Origin of the sequence: Micromonospora sp. WMMD812 (assembly GCF_027497215.1) — a bacterium.
In the GTDB taxonomy this organism is placed as follows: Bacteria; Actinomycetota; Actinomycetes; order Mycobacteriales; family Micromonosporaceae; genus Micromonospora.
Genome location: NZ_CP114904.1, coordinates 1,466,596 through 1,491,528, shown reverse-complemented (window position 1 = coordinate 1,491,528; position 24,933 = coordinate 1,466,596). Strand labels below are relative to the sequence as shown.

22 protein-coding genes and 1 pseudogene are annotated in these 24,933 nt (G+C 69.1%); 13 read left to right on the top strand and 10 right to left on the bottom strand.

Features of this window, described 5'->3' with window-relative positions:
- Positions 1-350: 350 nt before the first annotated feature.
- The 6 genes from O7603_RS06835 to O7603_RS06810 all read right to left on the bottom strand — a co-directional run bounded on the left by O7603_RS06835 (position 351) and on the right by O7603_RS06810 (position 6,947).
- Positions 351-1,118 carry an alpha/beta hydrolase gene (locus O7603_RS06835; protein ID WP_281574826.1) on the bottom strand — a complete coding sequence of 256 codons (768 nt, stop codon included), beginning with the start codon at positions 1,116-1,118 and terminating at the stop codon, positions 351-353.
- Positions 1,119-1,184: 66 nt separating this feature from the next.
- On the bottom strand, positions 1,185-2,588 hold the full coding sequence (locus O7603_RS06830; RefSeq protein WP_281574825.1) for an SDR family NAD(P)-dependent oxidoreductase: 1,404 nt from the start codon (positions 2,586-2,588) through the stop codon (positions 1,185-1,187).
- Complete coding sequence (locus O7603_RS06825) at positions 2,561-4,102, bottom strand: MDR family MFS transporter (RefSeq protein WP_281574824.1); 1,542 nt, start codon at positions 4,100-4,102, stop codon at positions 2,561-2,563. Before O7603_RS06825 ends, O7603_RS06830 begins: the two co-directional genes overlap by 28 nt.
- A gap of 98 nt (positions 4,103-4,200) precedes the next feature.
- Entirely contained in the window at positions 4,201-5,169 is a 969-nt protein-coding gene (locus O7603_RS06820; RefSeq protein WP_281574823.1) for an alpha/beta hydrolase, read from the bottom strand.
- A gap of 32 nt (positions 5,170-5,201) precedes the next feature.
- Entirely contained in the window at positions 5,202-5,957 is a 756-nt protein-coding gene (locus O7603_RS06815; protein WP_281574822.1) for an SDR family NAD(P)-dependent oxidoreductase, read from the bottom strand.
- 54 nt (positions 5,958-6,011) lie between these two features.
- Positions 6,012-6,947 (bottom strand): oxidoreductase, encoded by a 936-nt coding sequence (locus O7603_RS06810; protein WP_281574821.1) that lies wholly within the window; start codon positions 6,945-6,947, stop codon positions 6,012-6,014.
- A 1,422-nt stretch (positions 6,948-8,369) separates the two neighbouring features.
- Between O7603_RS06810 and O7603_RS06805 the strand changes: the two genes are divergently transcribed.
- The 9 genes from O7603_RS06805 to O7603_RS06765 all read left to right on the top strand — a co-directional run bounded on the left by O7603_RS06805 (position 8,370) and on the right by O7603_RS06765 (position 17,968).
- A complete protein-coding gene (locus O7603_RS06805; RefSeq protein ID WP_281574820.1) occupies positions 8,370-8,993 on the top strand; it encodes a hypothetical protein in 624 nt (207 codons plus the stop codon).
- 25 nt (positions 8,994-9,018) lie between these two features.
- Positions 9,019-9,609, top strand: a complete 591-nt coding sequence (locus O7603_RS06800) for a carboxymuconolactone decarboxylase family protein (RefSeq protein ID WP_281574819.1) — start codon at positions 9,019-9,021, stop codon at positions 9,607-9,609.
- Positions 9,606-10,484, top strand: coding sequence for an RNA polymerase sigma-70 factor (locus tag O7603_RS06795; protein WP_281574818.1), 879 nt, complete (start codon positions 9,606-9,608; stop codon positions 10,482-10,484). Before O7603_RS06800 ends, O7603_RS06795 begins: the two co-directional genes overlap by 4 nt.
- Positions 10,485-10,848: 364 nt before the next feature.
- Positions 10,849-11,274, top strand: a complete 426-nt coding sequence (locus O7603_RS06790) for a hypothetical protein (protein ID WP_281574817.1) — start codon at positions 10,849-10,851, stop codon at positions 11,272-11,274.
- A 433-nt stretch (positions 11,275-11,707) separates the two neighbouring features.
- Positions 11,708-12,178, top strand: coding sequence for a MarR family winged helix-turn-helix transcriptional regulator (locus O7603_RS06785; RefSeq protein WP_281574816.1), 471 nt, complete (start codon positions 11,708-11,710; stop codon positions 12,176-12,178).
- A 322-nt stretch (positions 12,179-12,500) separates the two neighbouring features.
- Positions 12,501-13,124, top strand: coding sequence for an NAD(P)H:quinone oxidoreductase (gene wrbA / locus O7603_RS06780; RefSeq protein ID WP_281574815.1), 624 nt, complete (start codon positions 12,501-12,503; stop codon positions 13,122-13,124).
- Positions 13,125-13,199: 75 nt separating this feature from the next.
- Complete coding sequence (locus O7603_RS06775; RefSeq protein ID WP_281574814.1) at positions 13,200-13,922, top strand: SDR family oxidoreductase; 723 nt, start codon at positions 13,200-13,202, stop codon at positions 13,920-13,922.
- A gap of 278 nt (positions 13,923-14,200) precedes the next feature.
- Complete coding sequence (locus O7603_RS06770) at positions 14,201-16,501, top strand: hypothetical protein (RefSeq protein ID WP_281574813.1); 2,301 nt, start codon at positions 14,201-14,203, stop codon at positions 16,499-16,501.
- A 288-nt stretch (positions 16,502-16,789) separates the two neighbouring features.
- Entirely contained in the window at positions 16,790-17,968 is a 1,179-nt protein-coding gene (locus O7603_RS06765) for a low temperature requirement protein A (protein WP_281574812.1), read from the top strand.
- Positions 17,969-18,964: 996 nt separating this feature from the next.
- Here O7603_RS06765 and O7603_RS06760 read toward each other — a convergent pair.
- Positions 18,965-19,393 (bottom strand): hypothetical protein, encoded by a 429-nt coding sequence (locus tag O7603_RS06760; RefSeq protein WP_281574811.1) that lies wholly within the window; start codon positions 19,391-19,393, stop codon positions 18,965-18,967.
- Between the two features lie 142 nt (positions 19,394-19,535).
- On the opposite strand from O7603_RS06760, the gene O7603_RS06755 reads away from it, so the two are divergent.
- From O7603_RS06755 to O7603_RS06745, 3 genes are read left to right on the top strand one after another with little or no spacing between them, the layout of a single operon-like run.
- Complete coding sequence (locus O7603_RS06755; protein ID WP_281574810.1) at positions 19,536-19,970, top strand: MerR family transcriptional regulator; 435 nt, start codon at positions 19,536-19,538, stop codon at positions 19,968-19,970.
- The gene (locus O7603_RS06750) at positions 19,967-20,263 is read left to right on the top strand and encodes a hypothetical protein (RefSeq protein ID WP_281574809.1); all 297 of its coding nucleotides are present in this window, start codon (positions 19,967-19,969) and stop codon (positions 20,261-20,263) included. The genes O7603_RS06755 and O7603_RS06750 overlap by 4 nt, the downstream gene beginning before the upstream one ends.
- A gap of 16 nt (positions 20,264-20,279) precedes the next feature.
- On the top strand, positions 20,280-20,444 hold the full coding sequence (locus tag O7603_RS06745; RefSeq protein ID WP_348651071.1) for a TOBE domain-containing protein: 165 nt from the start codon (positions 20,280-20,282) through the stop codon (positions 20,442-20,444).
- On the opposite strand, the gene O7603_RS06740 is transcribed toward O7603_RS06745, so the two are convergent.
- Positions 20,433-21,101 carry a TetR/AcrR family transcriptional regulator gene (locus O7603_RS06740; RefSeq protein ID WP_281574808.1) on the bottom strand — a complete coding sequence of 223 codons (669 nt, stop codon included), beginning with the start codon at positions 21,099-21,101 and terminating at the stop codon, positions 20,433-20,435. The two genes, O7603_RS06745 and O7603_RS06740, sit on opposite strands and share 12 nt — an antisense overlap.
- A gap of 113 nt (positions 21,102-21,214) precedes the next feature.
- Between O7603_RS06740 and O7603_RS06735 the strand changes: the two genes are divergently transcribed.
- The gene (locus O7603_RS06735; protein ID WP_281574807.1) at positions 21,215-22,675 is read left to right on the top strand and encodes a GMC family oxidoreductase N-terminal domain-containing protein; all 1,461 of its coding nucleotides are present in this window, start codon (positions 21,215-21,217) and stop codon (positions 22,673-22,675) included.
- 69 nt (positions 22,676-22,744) lie between these two features.
- Here O7603_RS06735 and O7603_RS06730 read toward each other — a convergent pair.
- A pseudogene (locus tag O7603_RS06730) lies at positions 22,745-22,846 on the bottom strand (IS982 family transposase); the annotation flags it as partial.
- Positions 22,847-22,932: 86 nt separating this feature from the next.
- On the bottom strand, positions 22,933-24,858 hold the full coding sequence (locus O7603_RS06725) for a S9 family peptidase (RefSeq protein ID WP_281574806.1): 1,926 nt from the start codon (positions 24,856-24,858) through the stop codon (positions 22,933-22,935).
- Between the last annotated feature and the right edge of the window lie 75 nt (positions 24,859-24,933).

The following is a 24,933-nucleotide window of genomic DNA, read 5'->3' as shown; positions in this document are numbered from 1 at the left end:
CGGACCGGATGGGCGTTACGGCGGTCGCGGCCCCCGGCTCAAGGCCTACCTCTCCTCCCGGGAACACCTCGCCGGCGATGGCTTCTGACCCTGGCCGCCGGGCCTGGCCGCGCCGGCGGGGGTTGCCGTCGGCGCGGCCGGCTCGGGGGCTGGTGGTGTAGCCGCCGTCACGGAGGAGCCGCACTTCTGCGGCAGACCTTTGCGCTGCCCTCGCCCGCCACGCAGGTGACCGTCCTGAGGCCATTCAGGATCAGCTCGGTCATGCCGACGTCCGCACCGACGGCCGGCAGGTGCGTTGTCCGGCAGGGGTCGGCCGTGCCTGAATTCGTGGCAGCAGCGAACTGTGGTGGTCAGCTCAGGGTGCTGGTCAGTTCGGTGATGGCTCGAACGACCTGCTCCGTCTGCTCCATGACCACGCCGTGGCCACCGTCGAGCAGCAGGATGTCGGCACCGGGAATGCGCTCTGCCAGGTGTGCCGAGTGGATGGGGTCGACGAAGTTGTCCTGGGTGCCGACCACCAGGAGGGTCGGGGCGGTGATGGACGCCAGGTCGGCGTCGACGTCGATGGCGCAGGTGAGTGCGATCTGTTCCTTCGTTCCGGGTGCCAGCGAGGAGCCGATATGCCGGGCCATATCGTTAAGGGTCTGCTCCGGCAGGCTTTCGGCGGCCTGATCGGTCAGACCGAAGAGGAGCAGCGCTTTGCCGGTGACGTCGGGGCCCAGCGGCAGAACCGCATCGAAGATCTGCTGTCGAAGCCGTAGGCACGCGCGTGGGCGGGAGAAGCCGTTCACCGACGCGAGGTGGGTCACCCGTTCGCGATACCGGGCGGCGACCTTGATCGCGAGCGGCCCACCGAGCGACGCGCCGGCGATCGCGAATCGGTCGTGACCGGCCCGCGTTGCGACGTCGACGATCTGGCTGGCGATCACTTCAGCGTTGAGCGGTGCGCCCGGAAGAGGGCTGTCGCCCGATCCCGGCAGGTAGGGAAGTAGCAGCGTGTAGGACTTGGCCAGCTCTTGCACGGCTGGGCCCCAGGTCCCGATCGGTGTACTGCTGGTTCCGTGCACCAGGATCAGTGCAGGGCCTGTGCCACACGTCTCAAAGGCGAGTTCTTGCATGTCCATTCCTTCCGGTGTGTCGAGGCTGCGGCCAGTAGGGGCCGGCCGGCGAGCGTTGGGGGATTCTCAGACCGGCAGGCTGATCACTCCGAGTTGGAGGAGCATGCCGAGGACGTCCTCGCCGAACCAGGCCTCGGCGATCTTGCCGTCGCGGACCCGGTAGATGCCTATGCCGAGCCATTCGGCGTGCCGGCCGGTGGCGGGGACGCCCATGAAGGAGCCGGCGTGAATGCCGCTGTTGGTGAAGCGGATCACGACGGTGTCGTCTTGGACGATCGTGTCGTGGATGGTGAGACGCATGCCGGTGAAGGAACCGTCGCGGGCGTCGGCGAGCTGTTTGGTGTAAGCGGCCAGTCCGTGGGTCTCGCCGAGGCTGCCGCCGTGCCAGCGGAGGTTGTCGGCCCAGAGGTCGGGCAGCACGTCGAGATTGCCCCCGTTGACGACCTCGTCGACGAAGCGGTGCACGATGGCGGCCGGGTCGGCGGTGAGCACGCCGAGTGGGTCGAGTTCCTGTGGCGTGGCGTCGGGTCGGTCGGTCGAGCGGGAGAACTCGGCCCAGCGTATGTCGTTTTCCTTCAGCGCTTTTGCGGCTTGGTGTGCTCCGATCATGGCGTCGGTGCCCAGGAGGAGCCGTACCGGGGGTTCGTCGAGGCGGCTGAGGCGCAGGATGGCGTCGGCGACGAGGGCGGGGTCGCCACCGACGGTTCCGCGGACCTGCGCGAGCAGGTCGGCGAACGCGCCGACGGTGGGCTGGTAGGTGGCGCTGATCGGCCCGATGGTCATGGACGCGCCGGCCCATTCGGTCTGGATGCCTCCGGGCTCGATCGAGGTGACCTTGATGCCGAGCGGCCGGACTTCTTGGGCGAGGACTTGGGTGAAGCCGTTCACCGCCCATTTGGCGGCCTGGTAGGCCCCCAGGCCGACGGTGCCGACCCTGCCACCGACGGAGGAGACGTTGATGATCCGTCCGGCGCCTTGGGCGCGGAGGGTGGGGAGGACGGCCTGCGTGACGTTGACGACGCCGAAGAGGTTGGTGTCGACCTGTGCGCGAAAGTCGGCGGGGTCGGTGTCCTCGATCGCGCAGAGGTTGGCGTAGCCGGCATTGTTGACGACGACGTCGATCCGGCCGAACGCATTGTGGGCTGCGGCGATCGACGCGTTGACGGCGGACAGGTCGGTGACGTCGACCGCCGCGGTGCGCAGCGTGTCGGGGTAGCGCGCCACCAACTCGCCAAGAGCCTCGGGCTTGCGGGCGGTGGCGAAAACGCGCTCGCCCGAGCGGAGGGCGGCCTCGACGACCGCGCGACCGAGCCCGCGGCTCGCTCCGGTGACGTACCAGATTTTCGGTTCCATGCTCGTTCCCGTTCGTTGAGTAGTCACTGCGTGAATGTTCGGACAGCGGTGGCAGTGCGGCTGACCGAGGTCGGTCCGGGTCGGGTGGTCTAGAGGTGACGGGGCGCTGTGGGGCATCGCTGACCACGCCACGCGCCTCGGCGCCCGTCGTATGTGGTCCGAGTTGGCTTCTCCGCGCGGGGTCGTCGTGACCGTGCGATGCCGACCGCCAGGCCGATGCCGGCGAGGGAGATACTCGCGGCGGTGAGGAAGCCGCCGTGGATACCGGCGGCGGCGGCGATCTGCTCGTTCGTGCCGTGGGAGGTGCGGCTGCGGGTAATTGCCGAGGTGAGGGCGATGAGCAGGGCGCCCCCGGCTGCGCCGGCGACCTGTTGAACGGTGTTGAGGATCGCGCTGGCGTGCGAGGAGAGCGGGCCGGCGGTCGCGTTCAGGCCGACGGTGAACAGTGGGGTCATGAGCAAGGCGACGCCGACGTTGAGCAGGACGTGGGCGGCGACCACCCAGCCGTAGTCGGTGTGCTCGCCGGTGAAGGCGAGCGTCCACAACGCGGACGACAGCACGATCGCGCCCGGTGTCAGCACGGCGCCTGGGCCGTGCCGGTCGGAGATGCGGCCGACGAGCGGGGCGAGTATGCCCGCGGTGATGCCGCCGGGCAGCAGGGCCAGTCCGGTCTGCGCGGTGGTGAGGCCGCGCACGTCCTGCAGGTACAGCGGGAGCAGCAGCAGGGCGCCGAACAGGCCGATCATGGTGAGGGCGAGCAGTGCCACCCCGGTCGCGAAGGCCGGCGCCCGGAAGGTGCGCAGGTCAACGAGCGCGCGGTCGCCGAGCCGCAGTTGCCGCCGAGTGAACAGGGCGAGCGCGGCTGCGCCGAGGGTGAGCGAAGCCCAGGCGGGCAGACCGCTGCTGGAGCCAGCTTTCCCGGCGAGGCCGGTGAGACCGATGATGACGCCGCCGAACCCGATCGCGGAGAGTAGGGCGGAGAGCAATTCGAAGCGCGCCGGCGCGGGCTCGCTGACGTCGCGGACGACGAGGAGTCCGAAGACGAAGGCGGCCGCCGCGATCGGGAGAGTGAGCCAGAACAGTGCCCGCCAGCCAAGGGCGTCAACGATCAGGCCGGAGGCGGTCGGGCCAAGGGCCGGGGCGACCGCCATCACCAGGGTGATCACGCCCATCGTGCGGCCACGAACGGCGGTCGGAACGAGCGTGGCGACCGTGGTGAGCATGAGGGGGGTGATGATGGCGCCGCCGGTCGCCTGGACCACGCGGCCGATCAGGAGCGTCTGGAAGCCCGGAGCGGTCGCGCTCAGCAGGGTCCCGGCCAGGAACAAGCTCATGGCGGTGATGTAGAGCGGGCGTAGCCGGAAACGGTGGGCCAGGAAGGCCGTGATCGGGATGACGATCGCCATGGTGAGCATGTAGCCGGTGGTGAGCCATTGCGCCGAGGTTGCCGGTACGGCCAGGTCGTGGATGAGCGGCGGGATCGCCACGGTCATGACTGTCGCGCTGAGGACGACGACGAACGTGGCGGCGAGCAGCGCGCCGATCACCGTGACGTCCGGCCGCGCGAGCCGAACCGGCGGCGTGGAGGTGGCGGCCGGACGTGCCCGGAAAGTGGAAGCGGTGAGGGTCATGGAGCGTCTTTCTGCCGTGGGCGGTGTTTGGCGGCGCCTGGCTCGCGGCGGGCGTCCGTCGTGTCCGGCGGCAGGGTCGCCGCCGGACACGACGGGTCTCAGCCGGCTCGGTCGAGGAGCGTGTTGATCCACTCGGCCGTGCGCTGGAGGGCGAGCTCGCCGAGCGGGGTGGCCATGTTGGTGAAGGCGTGCGCACCCTCCGGCCATACGTCGAGGTGGACGTCGCGTCCGGCGAGGCGCAGCCGGGCGGCGAGAATGATCGAGTCGTCGCGCAGCGGGTCAAGGTCGCCGACCGTGAACAGCGTCGGCGGGAAGTCGGTCAGGTCCGCGAGGGCAGGTGACAACTGCGGGACACGACGCTGCTCGACGGTGTAACGGGGCAGGCCCAGGTCGAGCAGGTCGTCGAGCCATGCACGGGTCAGGATCAGGGTGCGCTCGGTGGCGCCGGCAGCGCTTGGGGTCATGCCGAGGTCGTAGGCGCCGCAGTCGAGATGGGCGCCGACGAACTTGCCGAAGGCGGGATCACCGGCGTCGCGCAGGGCGAGCAGGGTCGCCGCGGCGAGGTGCCCGCCGGCGGAGATCCCGCCGACCAGCAGCGTGTCGGTGCCGAACTCGGTCTGCGTGTTGCGTCCGAGCCATGAGGCCACGGCGATGGTGTCGGTGATCTGCTCGGGCACGGTGACGTCGGGGGTGAGGCGGTAGTCGGGGCTGACGATGACGGCTCCGGTGGCCCGGGCGATGCGGTCGTTGAGGACGTCATCGTCTTCGGGAGCACCGGCAGCCCATCCGCCGCCATGGATGCGGTACAGCACAGCACGTGGCGTCTCGGGCGTGAAGATGCGCAGCCGGATCGGACCACCAGGGCCCTCGACGTGCCGCTCGGTGGGGGTGAGCTGCGTGCCGCCGGGGTTGTTGGCGGTGCCTGCCCGCAGGGTCGCCAGGCCCTCGGGGGTGTGCAGGTCGGGGTGCGGCATCCGGGCGAGCATGGCGTTGACCTGCCGCTGCGCCTCGAGAATGGCCGGGTCGATGCCCTCGACGAGCAGACCGAAGGTGGGATAAGTGATCATGGTGAGTGTCTTTCGGTGAGATGAGCGCCTGATCAGGCGAGGAAGCCGCCGTCGACGGAGAAGTGGGTTCCGGTGATGTAGGAAGCGCGCTCCGACAGCAGGAAGCAGATGGCCTCGGCGGTCTCGGCGGGGCGGCCGGAGCGGCGCATCGGCACCTTGGCCTCCGCCCGCGCGGTGGCCTCGGGGTCGGTCTGCGACAGGGGAGTGGCGATGACGCCCGGTTGAAGCTCGTTGATGCGTACGCCGGTGGTCGCGTTCTCCAGGGCAGCGGCGCGGGTCACACCCCGCACGGCGTGCTTGGTGGCGGTGTAGGCGGCGTAGTCGACGTGGCCGCGGTCGGCGTCGACGCTGGACACGTTCACGATCGCGCCGCCGCCAGCGGCGATGATCGCCGGGATCTGGTACTTCATGCCGAAGAACACCGCGTCGAGGTTCACGCCCATGACCTGCCGGTAGTCGTCGACGCTCAGGTCGACCAGCCGGGCGTGGCCGCCAGAGACGCCCGCGTTGTTGACGGCGAGGTGCAGGGCGCCGCACCGCTCGACGGCGAAGGTGACGGCGTTCGCCACCTGCGCGGGGTCGCTCACGTCGGCCGGGAACGCGTGCGCGGTGCCGCCGGTGGCCGTGATCCCGGCGGCGACCTCCTCGAGCGGGGCCGAACGCCGACCGACGAGGATCACGGTCCCGCCCTCACGAGCGAGTTGCTCGGCGGTGGCGCGGCCGATGCCGGTGCCGGCGCCGGTCACCAGCGCGACCTTCCCGGCGAAGGGGTGGAGGGGGTCGATCATCGGGTGCTCCTGATTCAGCTGGGGTTGTGCGAGGTCGACAAAGTGAGGGAGGGGTCAGGCGGCGAGGCTGAGGCCGGTGAGGCGCTCGCTCTCGGTCCACAGCCGGGTGCCTTCGGCCGGGTCGACGGCGCGGTCGGGGAGCGTCACCTGCTTCGGGGTGCCCGAGGTCTGGTCGCGGCCGGCTGGGCCGTAGAAGCCGCCGTTGACCACGTCGGGACTGGTGGCGGCGTACAGCGACGGCCAAGCCGCGCCCTCGGGTGAACCCATCGCCACGTTGCGCGTCAGCGCGATCACGGCCCGGGAGAACAGGCCCTGACTGTGGCGCTGGAGGTTGGTCATCGCCGACCCGGGATGCACCACAACCGCTTCGATGTTCGTACGGGCGAGCCGGCGGGCGAGTTCCTGGGTGAAGACCACGTTCGCGCGCTTGGACTTCGCGTAAGCCCGCATCGCGCCGTAGCGCTGCTCGCTCATCAGGTCGTCGAGCCGTCCGATTCGCCAGGTCGCCGCGATGGCGCTGACCGTGACGATCCGCGCCGCCGACGAGCGACGCAGGGCCGGGAGGAGACCGGCGGTGAGCGCGAAATGGCCCAGGTGGTTGGTGCCGAAGGTCAACTCAAACCCGTCGGCGGTCGTCCGCCGCTCGGGCACGTTCATCACACCGGCGTTGTTGAACAGCAGGTCGATCCGCTCCGACTCGGCCAGCCGCCGGGTCGCCGCCGCGATCGATGCCAGCGAGCCGAGATCGACCACGGCGGTGTCGAGCAGCCCGTCCGGCTGCTCGCCGCGCAGCTCGGCGACAGCCAGGTCGAGCTTGCCCTGATCACGGCCCGCCAGGATGACCCGCGCCCCGTGGCGGCTCAATACCCGGGCGGTTTCCAGTCCGATGCCACTGTTCCCGCCCGTGATGAACGCGGTACGACCGGTCAGGTCACCGATGTCCTCCGGTGTCCAGTGTCCAGCCGCACCCTTGGGGATACGTGCGCTCATGGCGAACTCCAATCAAGTAAACGGATAGTTGAGGATTTTCGGCACCGGTACCGACCGGTGCGACCGATGCCGGCCGCCCTTCGAGGCGGAGGCTCTTCCGACTGACCGGTTAGATAGCACCGTAGTCGCGGGCGAGGGTGGCCGTCAACTACTCGGTTAGTTGAAAGCGTGGGCGGCGGCTCACCGCGCTCCCACGGCCGGGCCGATCGGTGACCGAAGTCTCCCGGCTTGCGGAGCCTGACCTCGGGAAAACCGAATCTTCCGGCTCGCGCCGGCACCGCAGCCGGCAGGTATCGTCTGCGAGGTTCGCTTGATCGCCTCGGTGTCAACCTGGCGGCTGCCATCCGGCTGGATCCTTGGTGTGCCATACGGCGTGCGCCTGGGCCGCCTCTCTGGCGTTCCCCTCCGATGGCCGGCTGAGTGGGTAGGTCGGCGGGCACAGCTGCCTGGGGGGCGCGCAATCAGCTGAAGTCCAGACTCGGGCGCTAGGAGTTTCGACGGCGCGGATGCAGGGATGACCGCCCAGGATCACGAGCAACCGCTGACCGAGGTGCGGTTGGCGCGCCTACGGCCAGGTGAACCGACAGGGGGTGACAATCCTCGTCGCCGGGGGGGCGTTGGAAGCGAGGTCGTGTCGGTCCGAAATGACGGAATCTCCTCATGCGTAGACAACTGAGCAGCAAGACGCGATCGCTTAGTGTTCGGTAGTCGGTACCGGTGCCGGGTTCGATCGGGTACTGGTCAGTAGTGGGGGACATTTCTGACGTGTGACCGTCGGGGTGGAAATCGCGTTCCGGCTGGTCGAGGCCCTGGACGTGTCGGATGATGGCCTGGTCCAACCCTCTTGCCCACGCAAGCGCGTCCTGCCTGTGCTGGCGGCCTGTGGAGAGGTGTCGAGGATGTCGACGGTGTGTAGGGCGAGGCGCGGCGTCTGACGGTCGCCGACCAGCAGCTCGCTACCAGCGCCGCCAGCGCCTCCGTCCCCGTCCGGATCGGGTTCTCTCTGTGCATCACGGATCTCTTCTCATCCAAGGAGGGCCTATACTTCCTGACCGGATAGTTAGAACCCAACCACCTAGATCCAAACATCTGTCAACTGATCGGTTAGTTGTTTGCCGCTACTCGCACACATCGTGAGAGTTACGCCGCCCGAAGCTGCCGAAGTTGCTCACTCCAGCTATCCCGTACAGACCGCATCGGCGACGTGGTTGCGTCGTGTCGTCCGACTCCCAGCCGCCTTGCCTCAGGGCGCCGAGCGGGACGTCAGCTGGCGCGGGAGGGCCAGCGTCCGGCGATCAGGCCGAAGCGCTCGGATGGTCAGCTGAACCGGACGCACGCTCGCGGCGTCGGCGCGGACCGGAGGAATAGACACCTGTGGTGCCAGGCTCCCGATAAAAGCCAATCTCTTATAGGTGCGAGGCGTTGCTGCCCAAGATCGGATGGCGCAACGATGAGGAAGTTGTTGAAGCCGCCGTTGTGTCGGCGGGCCAGGTCGACGTACCCGGCGGGCAACGTGTGCCCAAGCTGCGCCTCCGCGCACGCGTGTCGGCGGTCGCCCAAGCCTGCAGGCAGCGCAGCGTCAAGCCGGATCTTGGCTACCTGACGGTGCAGGATGGTCCTGGCCAGCGCGTCGAGCCGGGTTCGCAGGTCGTCGTCGGCCCGCCCACCGAGGTCGCCCTCGAGACGCTCGGCCAGGGCGGCGACCTCCGGGAGCGGGTCGTCCAGCCGGCTGCCCTCGTGTCCCACCACGGAGAGACCGTGTTGTACACGCAGCTGGTCGCGGCGGCCCCACCGTCGCGCACCCAGGTGGCGATCCGGCCGGCGAGGTCGCGCCGGAACCAGGCGACCGACTGCCGGGAGACATGGCGGTGCGCTCGCCAGGTGGTCAGCGTCAGCGCGTCCGGTTTCAAGCCAACGTCGTCGAGCGCCTCCCGGATCAGGACGCTGACTACGACGAAGAGACCAGCCCCGCTCGATGTCACACCCGCGGCCCGGCCGGTGTCTCCATGGCATCACGACCTACCAAACCGGCGGCACAGCCACTGATACAGCCATCGACCGAGGAGCCGACATGGCGCACACGACCCGCATCCCGCCCGCCGAGATCACCGGCGTCAAGGGAGCACTGATCAAGCGGATGATCGAGAAGAAGCTGGGCAAGGTGCCGACGGCGGTGGGCGTCTACTGGCACAACCCGAAGGTGCTGTTCGCCAGCTTCGGCCTCGGCGGCAAGCTGCAGAAGTGGGACGCCTGCGACGAGGGCCTGAAGTCGTTCGCCCACATGGCGGTCGCGTCGCTGGTCGGCTGCACGTGGTGCCTGGACTTCAACTACTTCGAGACCCGCAACAAGGGGCTCGACGTGGAGAAGGCGCGCGAGATCCCGCGGTGGCGGGAGGCGGACGTCTTCACTCCGCTGGAACGGGACGTCCTGGAGTACGCCGAGGCGATGAGCCAGACACCGCCGACCGTGACCGACGAGCTGGTGGACCGGCTGCACGCGAAGCTGGGACCTGCCGCCGTGGTCGAGCTCACCTCGGTGATCGCATTCGCGAACATGAGCACGCGTGGCAACGTGGCGCTGGGCATCGAGTCCGACGGCTTCGCCTCCGCGTGCGGCTTGAAGCCGCTGGCCGAGCGACCGGGAGTAGCGTCCGCGTCATGAGCGAGGACCCCTACGTCGCCCACCGCAACCTGCTGTTCACCGTCGCCTACGAGATGCTCGGCTCGGTCGCCGACGCCGAGGACGTGGTGCAGGAGACCTGGCTGCGGTGGGCAGCCTTGGTTGATGCCGAGCGGCGCGAGGTCCGGAACCCTCGGGCGTACCTCGTGCGTATCGTGACTCGGCTCTGCCTCAACCGCCTGCGCACGCTCGCGCGGCAGCGCGAGGAGTACGTGGGCGAGTGGCTGCCCGAGCCCGTGGTGACCAGCCCGGACGTCGCCGAGGACGTCGAGCTTGCGGAGAGCGTGTCGATCGCCATGCTGGCGGTACTCGAGACGCTGCTACCGGCGGAGCGCGCGGTCTTCGTGCTCCGCGAGGTCTTCGACGTGCCGTACGACGAGATTGCCGAGGCACTGGACAAGTCACCGGCGGCGGTGCGCCAGATCGCGACGCGGGCCCGCAAGCACGTGGCGGCGCGCCGGCCGCGGATGTCGGTGAGCCGCACCGAGCAGGAGCAGGTGGTCGAGCGGTTCCTCGCCGCCCTGACTACCGGCGACGTGCCCGGACTGCTCAAGGTGCTGGCTCCCGACGTGCTCGTCGTGGGCGACGGCGGCGGCCTGGCCCCGACAATCCCGAAGCCAGTCCGCGGGGCCACGAAGCTCGCCCCCGTGATGGCCCGCTTCGCCGAGGTCGCGCCCGGCACCAGGGCTTTCATCGTCGACCTCAACGGCGGCATCGCGGCACGCATCGACCCCGGCGGCGAGAACGACACGGCCGTGTCGTTCGTCATCGAGGACGGCCGGATCACCCAGATCTACGCGATCCGCAACCCGCACAAGCTCGAGCGGCTGGGCGAGGTGGCCGAGCTTCGACGGTGAGTCCGCGCTTACGCATGCTCGCATCTGCTGCGAAGCGCTCGTCACGCAAGGTAAGCAGCTCATGGCGTCCGAAGTGGTCACCTTCGCTGCTCCCAACACGGCTAGCGCGGCCCGGCATCTCGGGCCGACGGGCCTCGCCGCGGCACCTCGGACAGGGATAGACGGACGCCGCTCCAAAGGCCTTCATGGAGCGCGCTGCCGTACCGCTGCCTGGGACGTCGATCCCACGGGCAACGCCCTGACCAGGCGCACCTGGCTGGAGACCTCTTCGGCGAGCCCGAAGATGTCTGCTCGTCGGGCGGTGCTTTCGTATAGCCGATGAGCGGATGCTGGCCGACGGTGGCGATGATCAAAGGTGTGGGGCATGGGCCACGAGCACCACATCTTTCACAACCCTCCGCCGGCAACGCCAGCCGGTGTGCGGGCGGCGCTCGATCGCGATGACATCGTCGGCGCTCTGGATGCGATGGTGGGATGCGCGCTCTACGGCGATCGCGACTGGAGAGAAGCGCAGGAGCTCTACCTGGGTCTGCTCGATCACGATGACCAGCAGGTGCAGGCGCTCGCCGCCACGTGCCTCGGGCATCTGGCAAGGGTCTACGGTCGGCTCGACGAAGATCGTGTAGTCGCCGCGCTCCGTCAGGCGCGCGTCATGCCTCACGTCAAGGGGACTGCCACCAACGCGTTGGAGGACATCGAGCTCTTCCTACGTGCTCGGCGTGCTCTCTCGGCGACGAACACCGCCGCCAGGACCGGTCCGACACCGGGGATGGCCTTGATCGCCGTATGACCGCGTTGCCCGGTGAGTCTGGCCCGGATCGGTCCGCCGACCTGTCGATCTCGAAGTCGACCGCGTCGATCAGCCGGCATAGCGAGGACACCCGACCCTGACACGTCCCATCCAAGGGCGCCTGGGCAAGCAGTTCCCGCTCACCGACGCCGACAGGTCGGACACCGCGATGTGCACGCCCTGCTTGGCCAACACCGCGTGCACCGACGCCTTCAACCCGCTACGCCACGCGACCAGCTTGCCCGGTACCGCACCGCCCCGCCAACTCGCGCACCGCCGGCGGCGCCGCAGACGCCTCCGGCAGCCTGCCCATCCGCAGCAGATCCGTGCCCAGCGTGATGCTGTAGCGAAGGATCCCCCGCACCGTTGTCGACCTCGGATCTAGGAGTGAACCGCGATCGGTGACGCGTTACTCTGCCGGTAGCGTTGAAGGGTGCCTGAGCCCGAGGGATTGAACGAGCGTGAGCGGCGTGCCTGGTACGGCTTCCTCACGATGCAGGAGGACGTTCGTCGTCACATGAACCGTCAACTGGTTCGCGAGGCTGGCCTGTCCTTGGCGGATTACGCCGTTCTGAGTACTTTGTTCCACTTCTCGGATGGTTCACTGCGAGTCTTCGAGCTGAGGGAACGCCTCAGATGGGAGAAGACCCGTCTCACCCATCAGATCTCGCGGATGATCGCTCGTGGGTTGGTCGAGCGGCGCAGTTGTGCCGAGGATAGTCGAGGCACTCACGTCGCGATCACTGAGGAGGGGCGCTCAATGATCGAGAAGGCCACCCCACTGCACGTGCGGTACGTGCACGAGCTCTTCCTCGATGTTCTCAGCCCGCGCCAGCTCGACACGTTGGCGGCTGTCTCGCAGACCGTGCTGGAGAACTTGAGGGACGATCCCTTCGACGATTGACGGGCAGTAGTTCTCACCGTATGGGTGACCTATCAACCCTGTTGCGACTCAGCTGGACAACTCTCGCGGGTTGTCTGCCAGTCGCCTTTGGGTGACGCTAGATGCCTGAAGCCGGCCTGATGGCCCGCAAGCAGCAACTCAAGCCGTAGCAAGACGCGAATCCGAGCCTCTCGGGCAAGGGTGATGTGTCACCCCTCACGTAAGGGTGACGCGTCTCCCTCCACGTGCCTAGTCTTGCGGCCGGCACGCCGAGGTTCGAACCGATAACGGACTCTCGAGCGCCGGCCGAATTCTGATCCGCACAGATGGAAGGGGCCCAAAGATGTCAAACCCGGTCAAGCTCGCCGTCATCTACTACTCCTCGACAGGCACCGGCACGGCGATCGCCAGCGAAATCGCTCGCTCGGCGGAAGCTGCCGGCGCGGAAGTTCGGGTTCGCAAGGCCGCCGAGTTGGCGCCGCAGGCCGCCGTCGACGCGAACCCGACCTGGGCCGCCCACCACGCCGCCACCGCCGACGTACCCGCTCCGAGCCCGGACGACCTCGTCTGGGCGGACGCGGTCATCTTCGGCTCACCGACCCGGTTCGGCAACATCGCCGCCCAGCTCAAGCAGTTCTTCGACACCCTGTCGCCGCTGTGGCAACAGGGCGCCCTGGCCGACAAGGTCTACAGCGGCTTCACCTCGACCGGGACCCGGCACGGTGGGCACGAGTCGACCCTGCTCGCCATGTACAACAGCATCCACCACTTCGGCGGGATCATCGTGCCGCCCGGCTACACGGACCCGGTCAAGTTCGTCGACGGCAACCCGTACGGCACCTCGCACCACGCCGTGTTCGGCCCTGACCTCGGTTCGATCGACAACGACACCCGCAACGCAGCCCGTCACCAGGCCGAACGGGTCGTGCGGATCTCCCGGGCGATCAAGCAGGGAAGCGCCGCCTGACGCGGCGGGCCCTACCGATTCTCACCGCAACCATGGGAAGGATCTCGTGATGGAGCGAGTAGCAGGAAAACCGCGGTGGTCACCGGCGGCGCGATGGGAATGGGCGCCGCCACCGTCCGCCGGCTCGTCGCCGAGGGCGCGAACGTGGTCATCGCCGACGTGAACGTCACCGCAGCCCAGGCACTCGCCGCCGAACTCGGACCGACAACCGCCGTCGAGCAACTCGACGTGCGGTCACCCGAGCAGTGGGCGGCCCTCGTCCAGCGTGCGGAGGAGCGCTTCGGCTCCGTCGACATCCTGGTCAACAACGCGGGCATCGCCGATCCGGCTCCGCTGGAAGAGTGGGACGTGGCACGACTGCAGCGCACGCTCGACATCAACCTCATCGGTGTCTTCAACGGCATCCAGGCCGTGGTCCCAGCGATGAAGCGGGCCGGCGGCGGGTCGATTGTCAACATCGGCTCCGTCGGCGCTCTGCAGGGCGTCCCGAGAATGTCCGGCTACGTCGTGTCCAAGTGGGGGGTCCGCGGACTGACCAAGACCGCCGCGCTCGAATTGGGCGCACACGGGATTCGGGTCAACGCCGTCCACCCTGGTCAAATCAACACCCCAATGACCAGCGGCGTCACCTTCGACACCAGCAATGTCGCGCTCGGCCGGGTCGGGGAGCCGGACGACATCGCCAAGATCGTGCTCTTCTTCGCGAGCGACGACGCCCAGTTCGTCACCGGCAGCGAGGTGGCTGGCGACGGCGGTCAGATCGCCGGTCCGGCCGACTACCAGGGTCTGCCCCAATAGAGCCGGCAAGGCGAGTTCGGCCGGGCGGTGCTCCAGCCTGAACCGAGGAAAGGACCCGCCCCGCGGAGAACCGCTGTGCCGGAGCAGCTGGCTCGCCGGGACGACGACGGGCACCGCGCGACGAACGCGTGGTGCCCGCCGGCTGTCGGCCGACTACCCACGTGCGGTCGGCCGACAGCCGGCGCTCCACCGGGTACACGTCCAAGGCGCGGACGAGGGGACGCTCGTGCCGGTGTCGGTTGGACGACGAGCGACCGCTGCGTGTCCGGGTATGGGCGGTGGAGGAACGGGTATCCGCCGCCACCGCCGTCGCGCGAGCGACCGCCCGCGCCCGGCACGTCGACGGGGGGGCGATGACAGAGGCGGCAGCAGCGGCAGGCGGACTGCCGGACGAGGTGGTGGAGCTGCGGGTGCACGGCGTTTCGGGCGCCAGCACCGAGCAGGTGCTAGACCGTCCAAACGTCCGGCAGGTCGCCGGGGATTCCAAGGGCGGCTTCTACCGGCCCCGCTCCGGCTATCCGGATACCAGGGGCCCGGGCGGGGTCTTGCTGGAGGCCTACCGCTGGAGCGATCTGCCCTCGAGTACTGCGGTCCGCACGATTTCGCTGCTATTCCTGCTGCCATTCATGTTGTGCAACGTGGCCATCTGGATGCACCCGGCGGGCTGGAGTGCCCGCACCACCGTCGTCAAGAGCCTGTGCCGGGTGCTCGCGCTGACGCTGACCGCCCTGTACGTAATCGCGGTAGCCGGGGTGGTGCTGGATCTAATTGCTTGGCAGTGCATGGCATCACCGCGATGCCTCGCGGGACGGAGCTGGCTGTCCTGGCTCGCTGGGCAGCCGATCGGCCTGCGGCTGGCGGTATTGGCGCTCATCCCGGTCGCCGCGATCGGCCTGGTCTGGCGGCTCGGTGCCCGTCCGGCGCAGACCGTCCAGCCGTCACGCGCGCCCCGGACGGTCGCCAGCGCGCACGAGCTCACCGCCGTCGACCAGTGGACCTCCAACCCCCGGGTACAGCGGTTACGGGCAATCCATGTCGCCGCCGCGTTCGCCACGCTGGACGCTGTCCTACTCACGGCACGCGCCGGCGGTCGGGCCGTCGCCGTGACCGTCACCCTGGGCATCCTGACCGGTGGCATCCTGGCCGCCTGCCTCGTGCTTGCCGTCACACCGTCCGTGATCGACAGGGCCGCGGCCGGCTGGAACGACAGCATCACACGCGTGCTGCGGACGCTCGCGTACGTGGTGACGGCGATGGTCGTCGTCGCGGTCGCCACCGACCGTACGCCCTGGCCAGCGGAGAGCACTCTGCCCGGATACGGCGTAACCGTGGCCTTCCTCTTCGCCGCGCAGACCCTCCTGCTGCTCCTGCTTTGGGCTGCGGTGCTGTGGACGCGAAGCGGAGCGCGGGCTGGGCCGTCACCGCGGGCCCCCGGAGCGCCGGTGGTCGCTTCGGTGGGTACCGGTGTGGCGGTAGTCTTCTCCTCCGAGCTGGTCTACCGCACGGCCGACCTGCTCAATCGCGACGCCCCGGCCGCCGACCGGATGGTCATCAATCCGCCGCTGCCGTTCCGGTGGGCGATCTTCGGGCTGTTCGTGGCGGTGGTGACTGCGGCAACACTCGCCGCCGTGGTGACGCTCGTGTCCCTGCCGGCCCGGCGCCGGGCCGCCTGCGTGGCCCTGGCGCAAGATTTCCCCCACGCTCCGTCAGAAGCAGCACCGCGATTGCGCCAGGTCGAGAAGTCCATCGCACGCGCCCGCTTCACCGAGCGGCTTGGCCCGCTCGCCGTTGCGTACGCCTTGCTCGCCGGCTTCACCATGGCAACCAGCACGCTGGGTTTGCTTCAGCTCGACCCGGGGCAGGCGATCGAGACGTGGACCAGGGTCCCAGCCGGCCTGGTGGACTTCGGCATTGGCATCGGCAGCTACGTGATCGCCGCGCTCGTCGTCGGTCTGGTCGTCGGAGGCATCTTTGCGTACCGGACGCCCGAGTTTCGTCGCTACGTGGGCGTGTGGTGGGATCTGGGCACGTTCTGGCCAAGGACGGCGCACCCGTTCGCGCCGCCCTGCTATGCGGAGCGAGCAGTGCCGGAGCTGAGCCGCCGGATCACGTACCTGACCGGTGAAGGGCATACGGTGCTGCTCACCGGACACAGCCACGGCTCGGTGCTGCTCGCTGCGACCGTGCTCCAGCTCCCGCCCGGTGTCGGCGAACGGGTGGCACTGTTGACGTACGGGTCGCCCCTGCACCGCCTGTACGCACGCTGGTGCCCCGCGTATTTCGGCGACGATGTGCTGCACGAGGTGGGCGAACGGGTCGGCTGGCGTTGGATCAACCTGTGGCGGGACACCGATCCGATCGGCGGCTGGGTCTTCTCCCCGCACCGCCCCGGCGAGCCGCCCACTGTCTACGGCTCCGGGGCAACGGTTGACCGCCGGATACCCGACCCCTCAACTGTGGTCATCCCGATCAGCGACAGCGTCGCTCCGCCGATCGTCGGGCACCGGCCGGCGGAGAGCGATGTCTGTTTCGTCGACGCCGTCGCCGAGCTGGCCGATCGGCTGCGCGGAACCCATTGACGGCATGACGGCACCTCCTTCTCCGCAGCGATAACACCGCCCGGAGCGGATGTACCCAGACCGCGTCCGCCAAATTCAACGACGAGTTGGGATGGCCTCCAACAGCTCGTGGTAGCGGAGCGGCCCGCCGCGCGCCGAGGTGGGTCAACGTGGCGAACTCGTCGACCACCAGTGCGCGCCGTGTACGCCCGGCCGGCAACGCTGGGCCTTCCATCGCGAATATGTCAGAGCACTGCTGTGGTACAAACACCCATAAGATGGACAACACGAGTGATTCGGGCTAATCGAATGAGAAGTGGGGCAGCTGAACTGCTGCGACGACCCGAGGAACCACGCGCGACGTTCCTGGAACTGTTCTTCGATCTGGTCTTCGTCCTCGCGCTCGCACTGCTCTCGCTGGGGCTGTTGAGGGATCTGGTCTGGGGCGGGGCCCTTCAGACGCTGGTGTTGCTGCTCGCCCTCTGGTTGGTGTGGGTCCATACCTCGGGATTCACGGACAGGTTGGACTCGCAGCAACCGCGGATACAGCTGCTGGTTCTCGCGACCATGTTGGGCACCCTGCTGATGGCCGCTGCGGTGCCCGAGGCGTTCGGCGAGCAGGGAATGCTCTTCGCAGTCGCATACGTCGCCACCCAGGTCGGTCGGCATGCCGCCGCCGTGCTCCTGCTGCGGGGCCACGAGGCGGCGACGGCTTTCGCGCGATCACTCTTCTGGGCCGTCGTGTCCGCGGTGCCGTGGATCGCGGGTGCCCTCGTGCACGACACGGCCCGCGAAGTGCTGTGGGCGCTGGCGGTGGCCGTGGAGTACGTTGCCCTCGCGCTGGGCCTCCCCACGCCGCGGCTAGGGCGCGCGTACATGCGGATGGCCGAGTACGCGATCTCCAGTGAGCACCACGCCGAACGCAATCGGCAGCTTTTCATCATCGCGCTCGGCGAGCCCATCCTGGTCACTGGACTGACCCTGAGTCGCAGCATCGAGCCCGACCGGATTGCCGCGGCAGTGGTCGCGTTCGTCACCACAGGGCTGCTCTGGCGGATCTACATTCACCGGGCCGGGAGCCTGCTGGCGGATACGATCGCTGCCGCTTCCGACTCGTTCCGTGCCCTCATCTGGTCGCTGTACGCCCACCTGGTCATGGTCGCCGGCATCGTTGCTGTCGCCGTCGGCGCCGAACTCGTCGTCGAGCACCCGCTCGGACACACACAACCGGCTTGGATCATCGTCATACTCGGCGGTCCCGCGCTGTTCCTCGCCGGGCGGGCCATGTTCGAGTACGCGGTGTTCGCCCGGGTGTCCCTATTTCGCGTGATCGGAGTGCTCCTGCTCGCCGCAATCTCACCAGCGGCGATCCTCCTGCCACCGCTAGTCGTCGCCATCGTGCCTGTGGTTGTCTTAGCCGGGGTTACCGTCAATGACGCGAACCGCGTCCGCAAGTACCCATCCGTGGTGCCGTCGCCACCTTACTGATTAGGTGGGCGCGTCACTCAGTCCGAAACGATCGTTTCGCACCTCGTGAGCGGGCCATGGGGCCGAGCTGAACCGCAACCGGTGATGCTCTAGCTGGCAGCGGTGTCGATGAGGTCCGCGACGAGGCCGGGCTGGGACACGGCCACGGCGTGCGACGCGTCGACTTCGACGATTTTGGACCGGGCCCTATCGGGCCATCAAGCGCATTGAATCGGGCGGGATGGTCCGGTCCTGGGTGGTGACCATAGTTCATGACGGGGTGCGCTTCGAGGCCGCCTTGGTCGCGGCATCCCCCCAGGGCGGACGCCGCGATACGCCGCTGTGTGGCTGCCAGAAGGTCGGCTACGTCCGGGGTGACATCGGCCGCGGACACTTCCCGGAACTTGTCCTGTTGGATGTACAGGTCCATGCCCGTGCCACCGTCCGAGAGAGCTCGGCACGGAAGCCCTCCATGGCGCTGGCCACAGCCGCCGCACACGAACCCTTGATCGATCGCGGGGGTCTGGGATACGCATGACCACCATTGTCTGGCCCGGTCGCAGGGCCGACGTCATCGCCGCCCTGGCGGTTCTCGCGACGCTCCGTCCGCCTGCCCCGACGGCGTGGCCGGGTCTGACCGAAGCCGTGCACTGGCTTGTCGACGACACGTTCTGGGACGAGCGCTCACCGCGCAGCGACGTCGGCACCATCCTCGGCAGCGCCAACGAGGCCGACGCGATCACCGCAACACTCGAGCCGTTGTCAGCCATCCTCGACGAACTCGGGCCCGCCGCAGCCGACGACGACTACCTCACCTATCCCCGATGGCAGAGGTCACTCACGCCGCAACCGAGGCCTACCGACTCCTGGCTGGCCAAGCGCCAGCCCGACCCGAACGTTGAACAACGGGCAAGGCCACGCCCTACACCACGCCGTGGGAGGTGCCGCCTCACTCACAGTCTGCGGCGAACTCGGGCGCAACGAGTGCGCTCACCGACGCGGATCGATGGTAATGACTTAGGCATCCAGCAATTCGGCTGCTTGCTCGACGGTGGCCGCGAACTCGTCGGGCGGGATCCTGGCGACGAAGACCTTGCCCAGATCCTCGGGGAAGGGGTGGCTTGCCCGCCAGAACGCGAAGACGATCACCAGGTCGTCGTCGAGGTAGGCGTACTTGGACACGTTGTCGACGGTCTCGCCCCACTGCATGAACCAGAACTGCTCCCGGAACTCCGTGTCATTCGCGTGAAGTAGCCGGAAGGCATCTTCCGGGGCGCGGCCGGGGAACGGACAGGGCTTGACGTCACGTCGACGCACCTGCGCCGCGGTCGAGCGTATGGCGGGAGAGAAGAACGGGACAAAGGCCGAGTTGTCATCGGTGGTCATTCGTCTGCCGGCCATCCACAGGTCGACGACGCGGAGGGAGGGCGACTGGATCTCGCCCACCTCCACAGCGAAGGTGGCCCGGTCACCGAAACGACGTGTCATCAGTCCGCGAGATTAGCAGCGCGGGCCTTCAGCTCCGCGACGTCCTCGACGGTTTGGCGGGGTTGGCGGAGTCCGCGGGGGCTGGCCGGACCGACGCCTGATGGCCGACCGGGGCGGTCTGCGGACCGGCGAGGTCGCCGAGCGTGCGGGCGTCAACGTCGAGACGCTGCGGTACTACGAGCGACGCGGGCTACTCGCGCAACCGGCGCGCAGCATCGGCGGCCACCGGACCTACCCGCCGGAGCCCATCACTTTGCTGGCGATCATCAAGGCCGCGCAGCGGCTCGGGTTCACGCTCGGCGAGGTCGCCGAGCTCATGGACACCGGCCGCCGGCGACATCCCACGCCCGACCTTCAGGCGCGAGCCCGCTCGAAGCCGGTCGAGATCGAGCGGAAGGTCAGCGACCTGCGGGCGATCCACGGGCGGCTCGAGGAGATCGTCGCCGCGCGGTGCGACAGCCTGACCAACTGCACGTGCCCGGCCTGCCCGATGCCTTTCGCCGATCTCGCCGACCCGGACGGAGCCGCCCGATGACCGCACCCACCCGGCGCCACGTCCACCCGCCGGCCACCGCCGACAACGGCCCACCGACCCACAGCAAGGTCACCGGTGGGCTGGCCGCGCTCGCCTGCGTCGCCTGCTGCGCCATTCCCTTGCTCATCGTCGCCGGCCTGGTAACCGGCGCCGGCGCCGCACTGCTGGAGAAGACTGTCCTCGCCCTCGCGGCCGTCCTCGCCGCTGCCGCGCTCGGCATGTGGTGGTTCCGCCGAAGCCGCGCCCAGCCGACGGCCGGCGCGGGCTGCGGGCCGGCAGGCTGCGACTGCTGACCTTGGCTGAGACCGCCTGTGCTTCGGCTTCCTGGGCGCGACGGCCCGGGTGACGGTCGCGTTGCCCGACGACGTGCTCGTCGTCGCCCAGACGGCCAGCGCCCGGCTCTCCGAACTGCCGACGGGCACGGCGGTCCAGGTCGGCCTGCGCCCCGTGCCGGTCGTCGTGTCAGCCGGCTGAGCTGAGGTCGCGCATCGCCTGCCGAAGCTGCGGCTCGGTGAGGGCCGGTGCGGGCAGCGGATGGGCGGCCTCGGCGCGGAAGGCGTCGAGCAGCAGGGCGAGGCTCCGGCGCCAGGTGTCCGGAGCCACGCCCTGCGTCGCCGCCGCCACCCGGCTGTGTGACCAGAAGACGAACGCGTAGTCCTGCGGGCGCAGGTCGGCGCGCACGGTTCCCTGTTCCTGCGCCCGCTCCATGATCGTTTTCCCGAGCTCGTAGATCTGAGCGAGCTGGCTCTCGACGTCGTCGGAGAGCGGCAGGCGCATCGAGGCGAGGTCGCTCAGGCCGCGGTCGTCGGCTTGCAACTCGCACATCGCCTCCAGGTATTCGCGGAAGCCCGCCCAAGGGTCCGGCGCACCCGCGGCCCGCTCGCCGGCGGCGATCCACGCCCGCAGCTTTGCCGTGAACGCGGCCTCGATCAGGTCGAGGCGCGTCGGGAAGTGGCGGTAGAGCGTGCCGATCGCCACTCCCGCGTTCCTGGCCACCTGTTCCAGCGGCACGTCCAACCCGTGTCGGGCGAACGCGTCCGACGCGGCGGCGAGCACCGCGTCCCGGTTGCGCTGGGCATCGCGACGTAAGGACTTCGGTGGGTCTCCGCCCGGCGTCCGTGTCGATCCCATGTGACGAGCGTAGCAAGAAGTCGAGGGTTCCCTCAGGTTAGTCTGGCCGCAGAACCTGAGGGTGCCCTCGACTTATGGGCACGGGAATCGGACAGAACGTCAGGAGCAGCATCATGAGGTCACACGACACGACAGATTTCGTGGTCATCGGCGCCGGAACCGCCGGATCGGTCGTCGCGCGGCGGCTCGTCGACGCCGGGTACCGGGTCGTCGTCATCGAAGCCGGCCCGAGCGACACGCGGGAGGAGATCGGCGATCCGCTGCGCGGCGCGGCCCTGTTCGGTGGCGAGGTCGACTGGGGGTTCGGCACCGAACCGCAGCCGCACGCCGGCGGCCGGGTCCTCTACCAGCCGCGCGGGAAGACGCTCGGCGGCAGTTCGGTCCTCAACGGGATGCTCTACGTCCGCGGCTCGCGCGCCGATTACGACGCCTGGGGCGACGGCTGGGCGTGGTCCGACGTCGAGCCTCGGTTCCGCCGGCTGGAGGCGCACCACGGCGGGCCCGTGCACATCCAGCGCAACACCGATCCGGATCCGCTGGTACGCGCGTTCGTCGACGCGGCCGTGGGGGCCGGGCACCCCTTCAACCACGACTACAACGCGGGCGACAGCCGGGGTGCCAGCTTCACCCAGCACACGATCAAGGACGGTCGGCGGGTGACGGCCTGGCGCGCGTACGTCGGTCCGGTGCGGGAGTCGCCGCTGCTGCGGGTCGTGACCGACGCGCTGGTCAGCCGGATCCTGATCGAGGGGAACCGGGCCGTCGGTGTGGAGTACCTCGCCGGCGGCGAGCGGCACGTCATCCGGGTCGAGCGGGAGGTCGTGCTCTCGGCCGGCACCTTCGGCACCCCGCAGATCCTGCTGCTCTCCGGCCTCGGGCCGGCCGACCATCTGCGTGGCCACGGCATCCCGGTCGTCGCCGACCTGCCCGGCGTCGGCCAGAACCTGCGGGACCACGTCGGCAGCCCCGTCGTCTGGGAGAGCAACCGCGCCGTGCCGATGCCGCACGTGAACGGGATCGAGGCGCAGATCATCGCCGATGGCGGTGTCGGCGCCGCGGGCAACCCCGACCGGCAGGCAGTCTTCATCTCGGCCGTCTACTCGACCATCCAGGAGAACCTGCCGGAGCAGGGCTTCACGGCGCTCGCGTTGCTGCTGCACCCGCACAGCCGCGGCCGGGTCGGCCTGCGCTCCGCGAATCCCGCGGACGCGCCGGTCATCGACCTGGGCCTGCTCTCCGATCCGCGCGACCTGGAGGCGCTCGTGGAGCACATCGAGTCGCTGCGCGCCGTCGCCGAGCAGCCGGCGCTACACGACTGGATCAAGGCGGAGGTGTACCCGGGCACCTCCGCACTGCGCGACTACGTCCGCCGCGCGGTCGACAGTGGACACCACCAAGTCGGCACCGCGCGGATCGGAACCGATCAGATGGCCGTCGTGGACCCGGCGCTGCGCGTACACGGCATCGCCGGCCTGCGGGTCGCCGACGCGTCCGTCATGCCGACGTTGCCGGCGGGCAACACCGCGGGGCCGACCCTGATGATCGGCGAGCGGGCGGCGGACCTCATCGGCTGAACCCGGAGCCCCGGGGGCAAGTTCGCCCCCGGGGGCACGGGTTCCTAGACGAGTAAGTCCGAAGTCTGGTTAGTGGTCGTAGGCGATCAGGGATCTGGTCATGGGTTGTCCGGTGGCGCGGTTGTGCCAGATCGCGGCTGTCATCGCGAATAGCCGTTGCGCGACTCGGGCGCTTGACAGAGGAGCAATTCACAGTCCCAATAGGTGCCCTAGCTGCCGCGGTTAGCCGCATCGGTCGTGGCGGTCGGACGTCGAGGTCATCCGAGCCACCGGTCGAACCAGGCGCGGGTGCGACGGAGAACGTCGAGTTGGTGGTTGCGTTCGCGGATCGAGTGGTTCTCTCGGGGATATACGACGTACTCGTGCTCGACTCCGAACCTGCGTAGCGCGCGGTGGAAGGCCTCCGCCTGTGATACCGGAACGTTTGTGTCGTTCTCGCCGTGCGGGATCAGCACCGGCGTGCGGACCTTGGAGGCGTACGAGATCGGGCTGAGCCGGTCGTGGCGGTGTGGGCCTGTTCCTTCCCAGCCGCTGCTGCCGCCGAGGGCGGACTCGAACGGTCCCTGCTCGCCGGTTGCGGCGAGCATTCCCCAGTCGCTGATTCCGGCACCCATCACGGCGGCCTTGAACCGGTCGGTCTGCCCAACTGCCCAGGCGGCCAGGAACCCGCCGTGGCTCCAGCCGCCGATGCCCAGCCGCTCGGGGTCGGCGACGCCGTCGGCGATGAGCAGGTCGATGCCGGCGCAGATATCGGTCCACTCATCGAGGCCGACCGCACCGGCGACGCCCACCGCGAAGTCGTGGCCGTGCCCCTGGCCGCCGCGCGGGTTCGGCAGAAACACGGCGTAGCCCACGGTCGCCAACCACTGGCCGGACGGGTGCCAGCCGAGCATGAGCCGGTCGGCGTGCCGGTCGTACGGGCCGCCGTGAACCAGCGTCACCAGCGGAAACGGCCCGTCCTTGTGCGACCGGCCGGCGGGCAGGATCAGCAGGCCGTCCAGCGTCAGCCCATCAGATGCCTCGTACGACAGGCGTTCCTGGACACCCCACCGGATGTCGCGGAGTTCGGGCCTGAGGTCGGTCAGCCTCGTCAACGGCCCGCTCGTCGGGCCGGCGTGGACGTTGCCGGGTTCGTAGGACGTGCTCACCACCGCCGCGACGCCGTCACCGAGCCGGCTCGTGGTCAACGACGTCGCGAGGCCCCCGACCCGGGACACCTCGACGAGGGCGGGCCCGGCCGGATCGAGCCGGTGGATCGCGGTATCGAGCCCGTCGGCGACCAGCACCAGCGGCAGACCGGTGTCGACCTGGACCAGGTTGCTCGCGCAGACGGTCGTGCCGGCGGTCAGGTTAAGGTGCTCGCCCACCGGCCCGCTCACCGGCACGGCGATATCGAAAACCGCGTGTCCGCCCACCAGAGTGGGCGGGGTCTTCGCGACATATGCCAGGTGCCAGCCGTCGACGGCGGGCCACCAGACGAGCGACGACGCGTCCGCCGCGGCCGGACCGAGGTCCCGCGTCACGCCACTGTACGGATCGAGGAGGTGGAGGCCGGGCTCCAGCAGGCCCGGGTCCACGTCGGGGCTCGACCAGGTCAGTGCCGCCAGAATTCCATCGTCGGGCCGCTGGACCACTTCGACGACATGACGATCGCCGAACGCATCCGGTGTCCGGACCTCCAGACTCCGTACGTCGAGCAGCCGCAGCCGGTCCGGGCGTACGCGTTCGCCCCACACCCGAGCGTCGTCGCGCTCCCTGTCTCGACGTTCGTCCTCAGCGGACGGCTCATCGGCTGCGATCACGACGACCAGGTTGGGATCGGCCAGTGGGAGGTGCCGGGACGCCCCAGCGGCCCAGGACGTGACCGCCTGCACAACACCGTCGACCAGCCCCACCCGGTGCAGTTGCGCCGTGCCACGCTCGGCGCGGTCGGAAAGAAAGTAGACCAACAGCGAATCCCCGGCCCACCGCGGCGCCGAATCGTACGCCTCACCCGAAGTCAATCGTCGCGGCGACCCGGTCCCGTCGACGGCGGCGACCCAGATTTCGCTGACCGGGTGAACACCAGCCCGCCCGACCGGGGCGACCACGTAGGCGACCCACTTGCCGTCCGGCGACAGCGCCAATCCCTGCGGAACATGACCGTCAACCACCAACTCGGCGGTGAGCTGTGAACGGGCCACCGAGGCACAGTAGCGATCAACTACTACGGAGGCCAACCGCTGCCGCAAGCACGCCGCAGCATGGCTGCGGCGTCC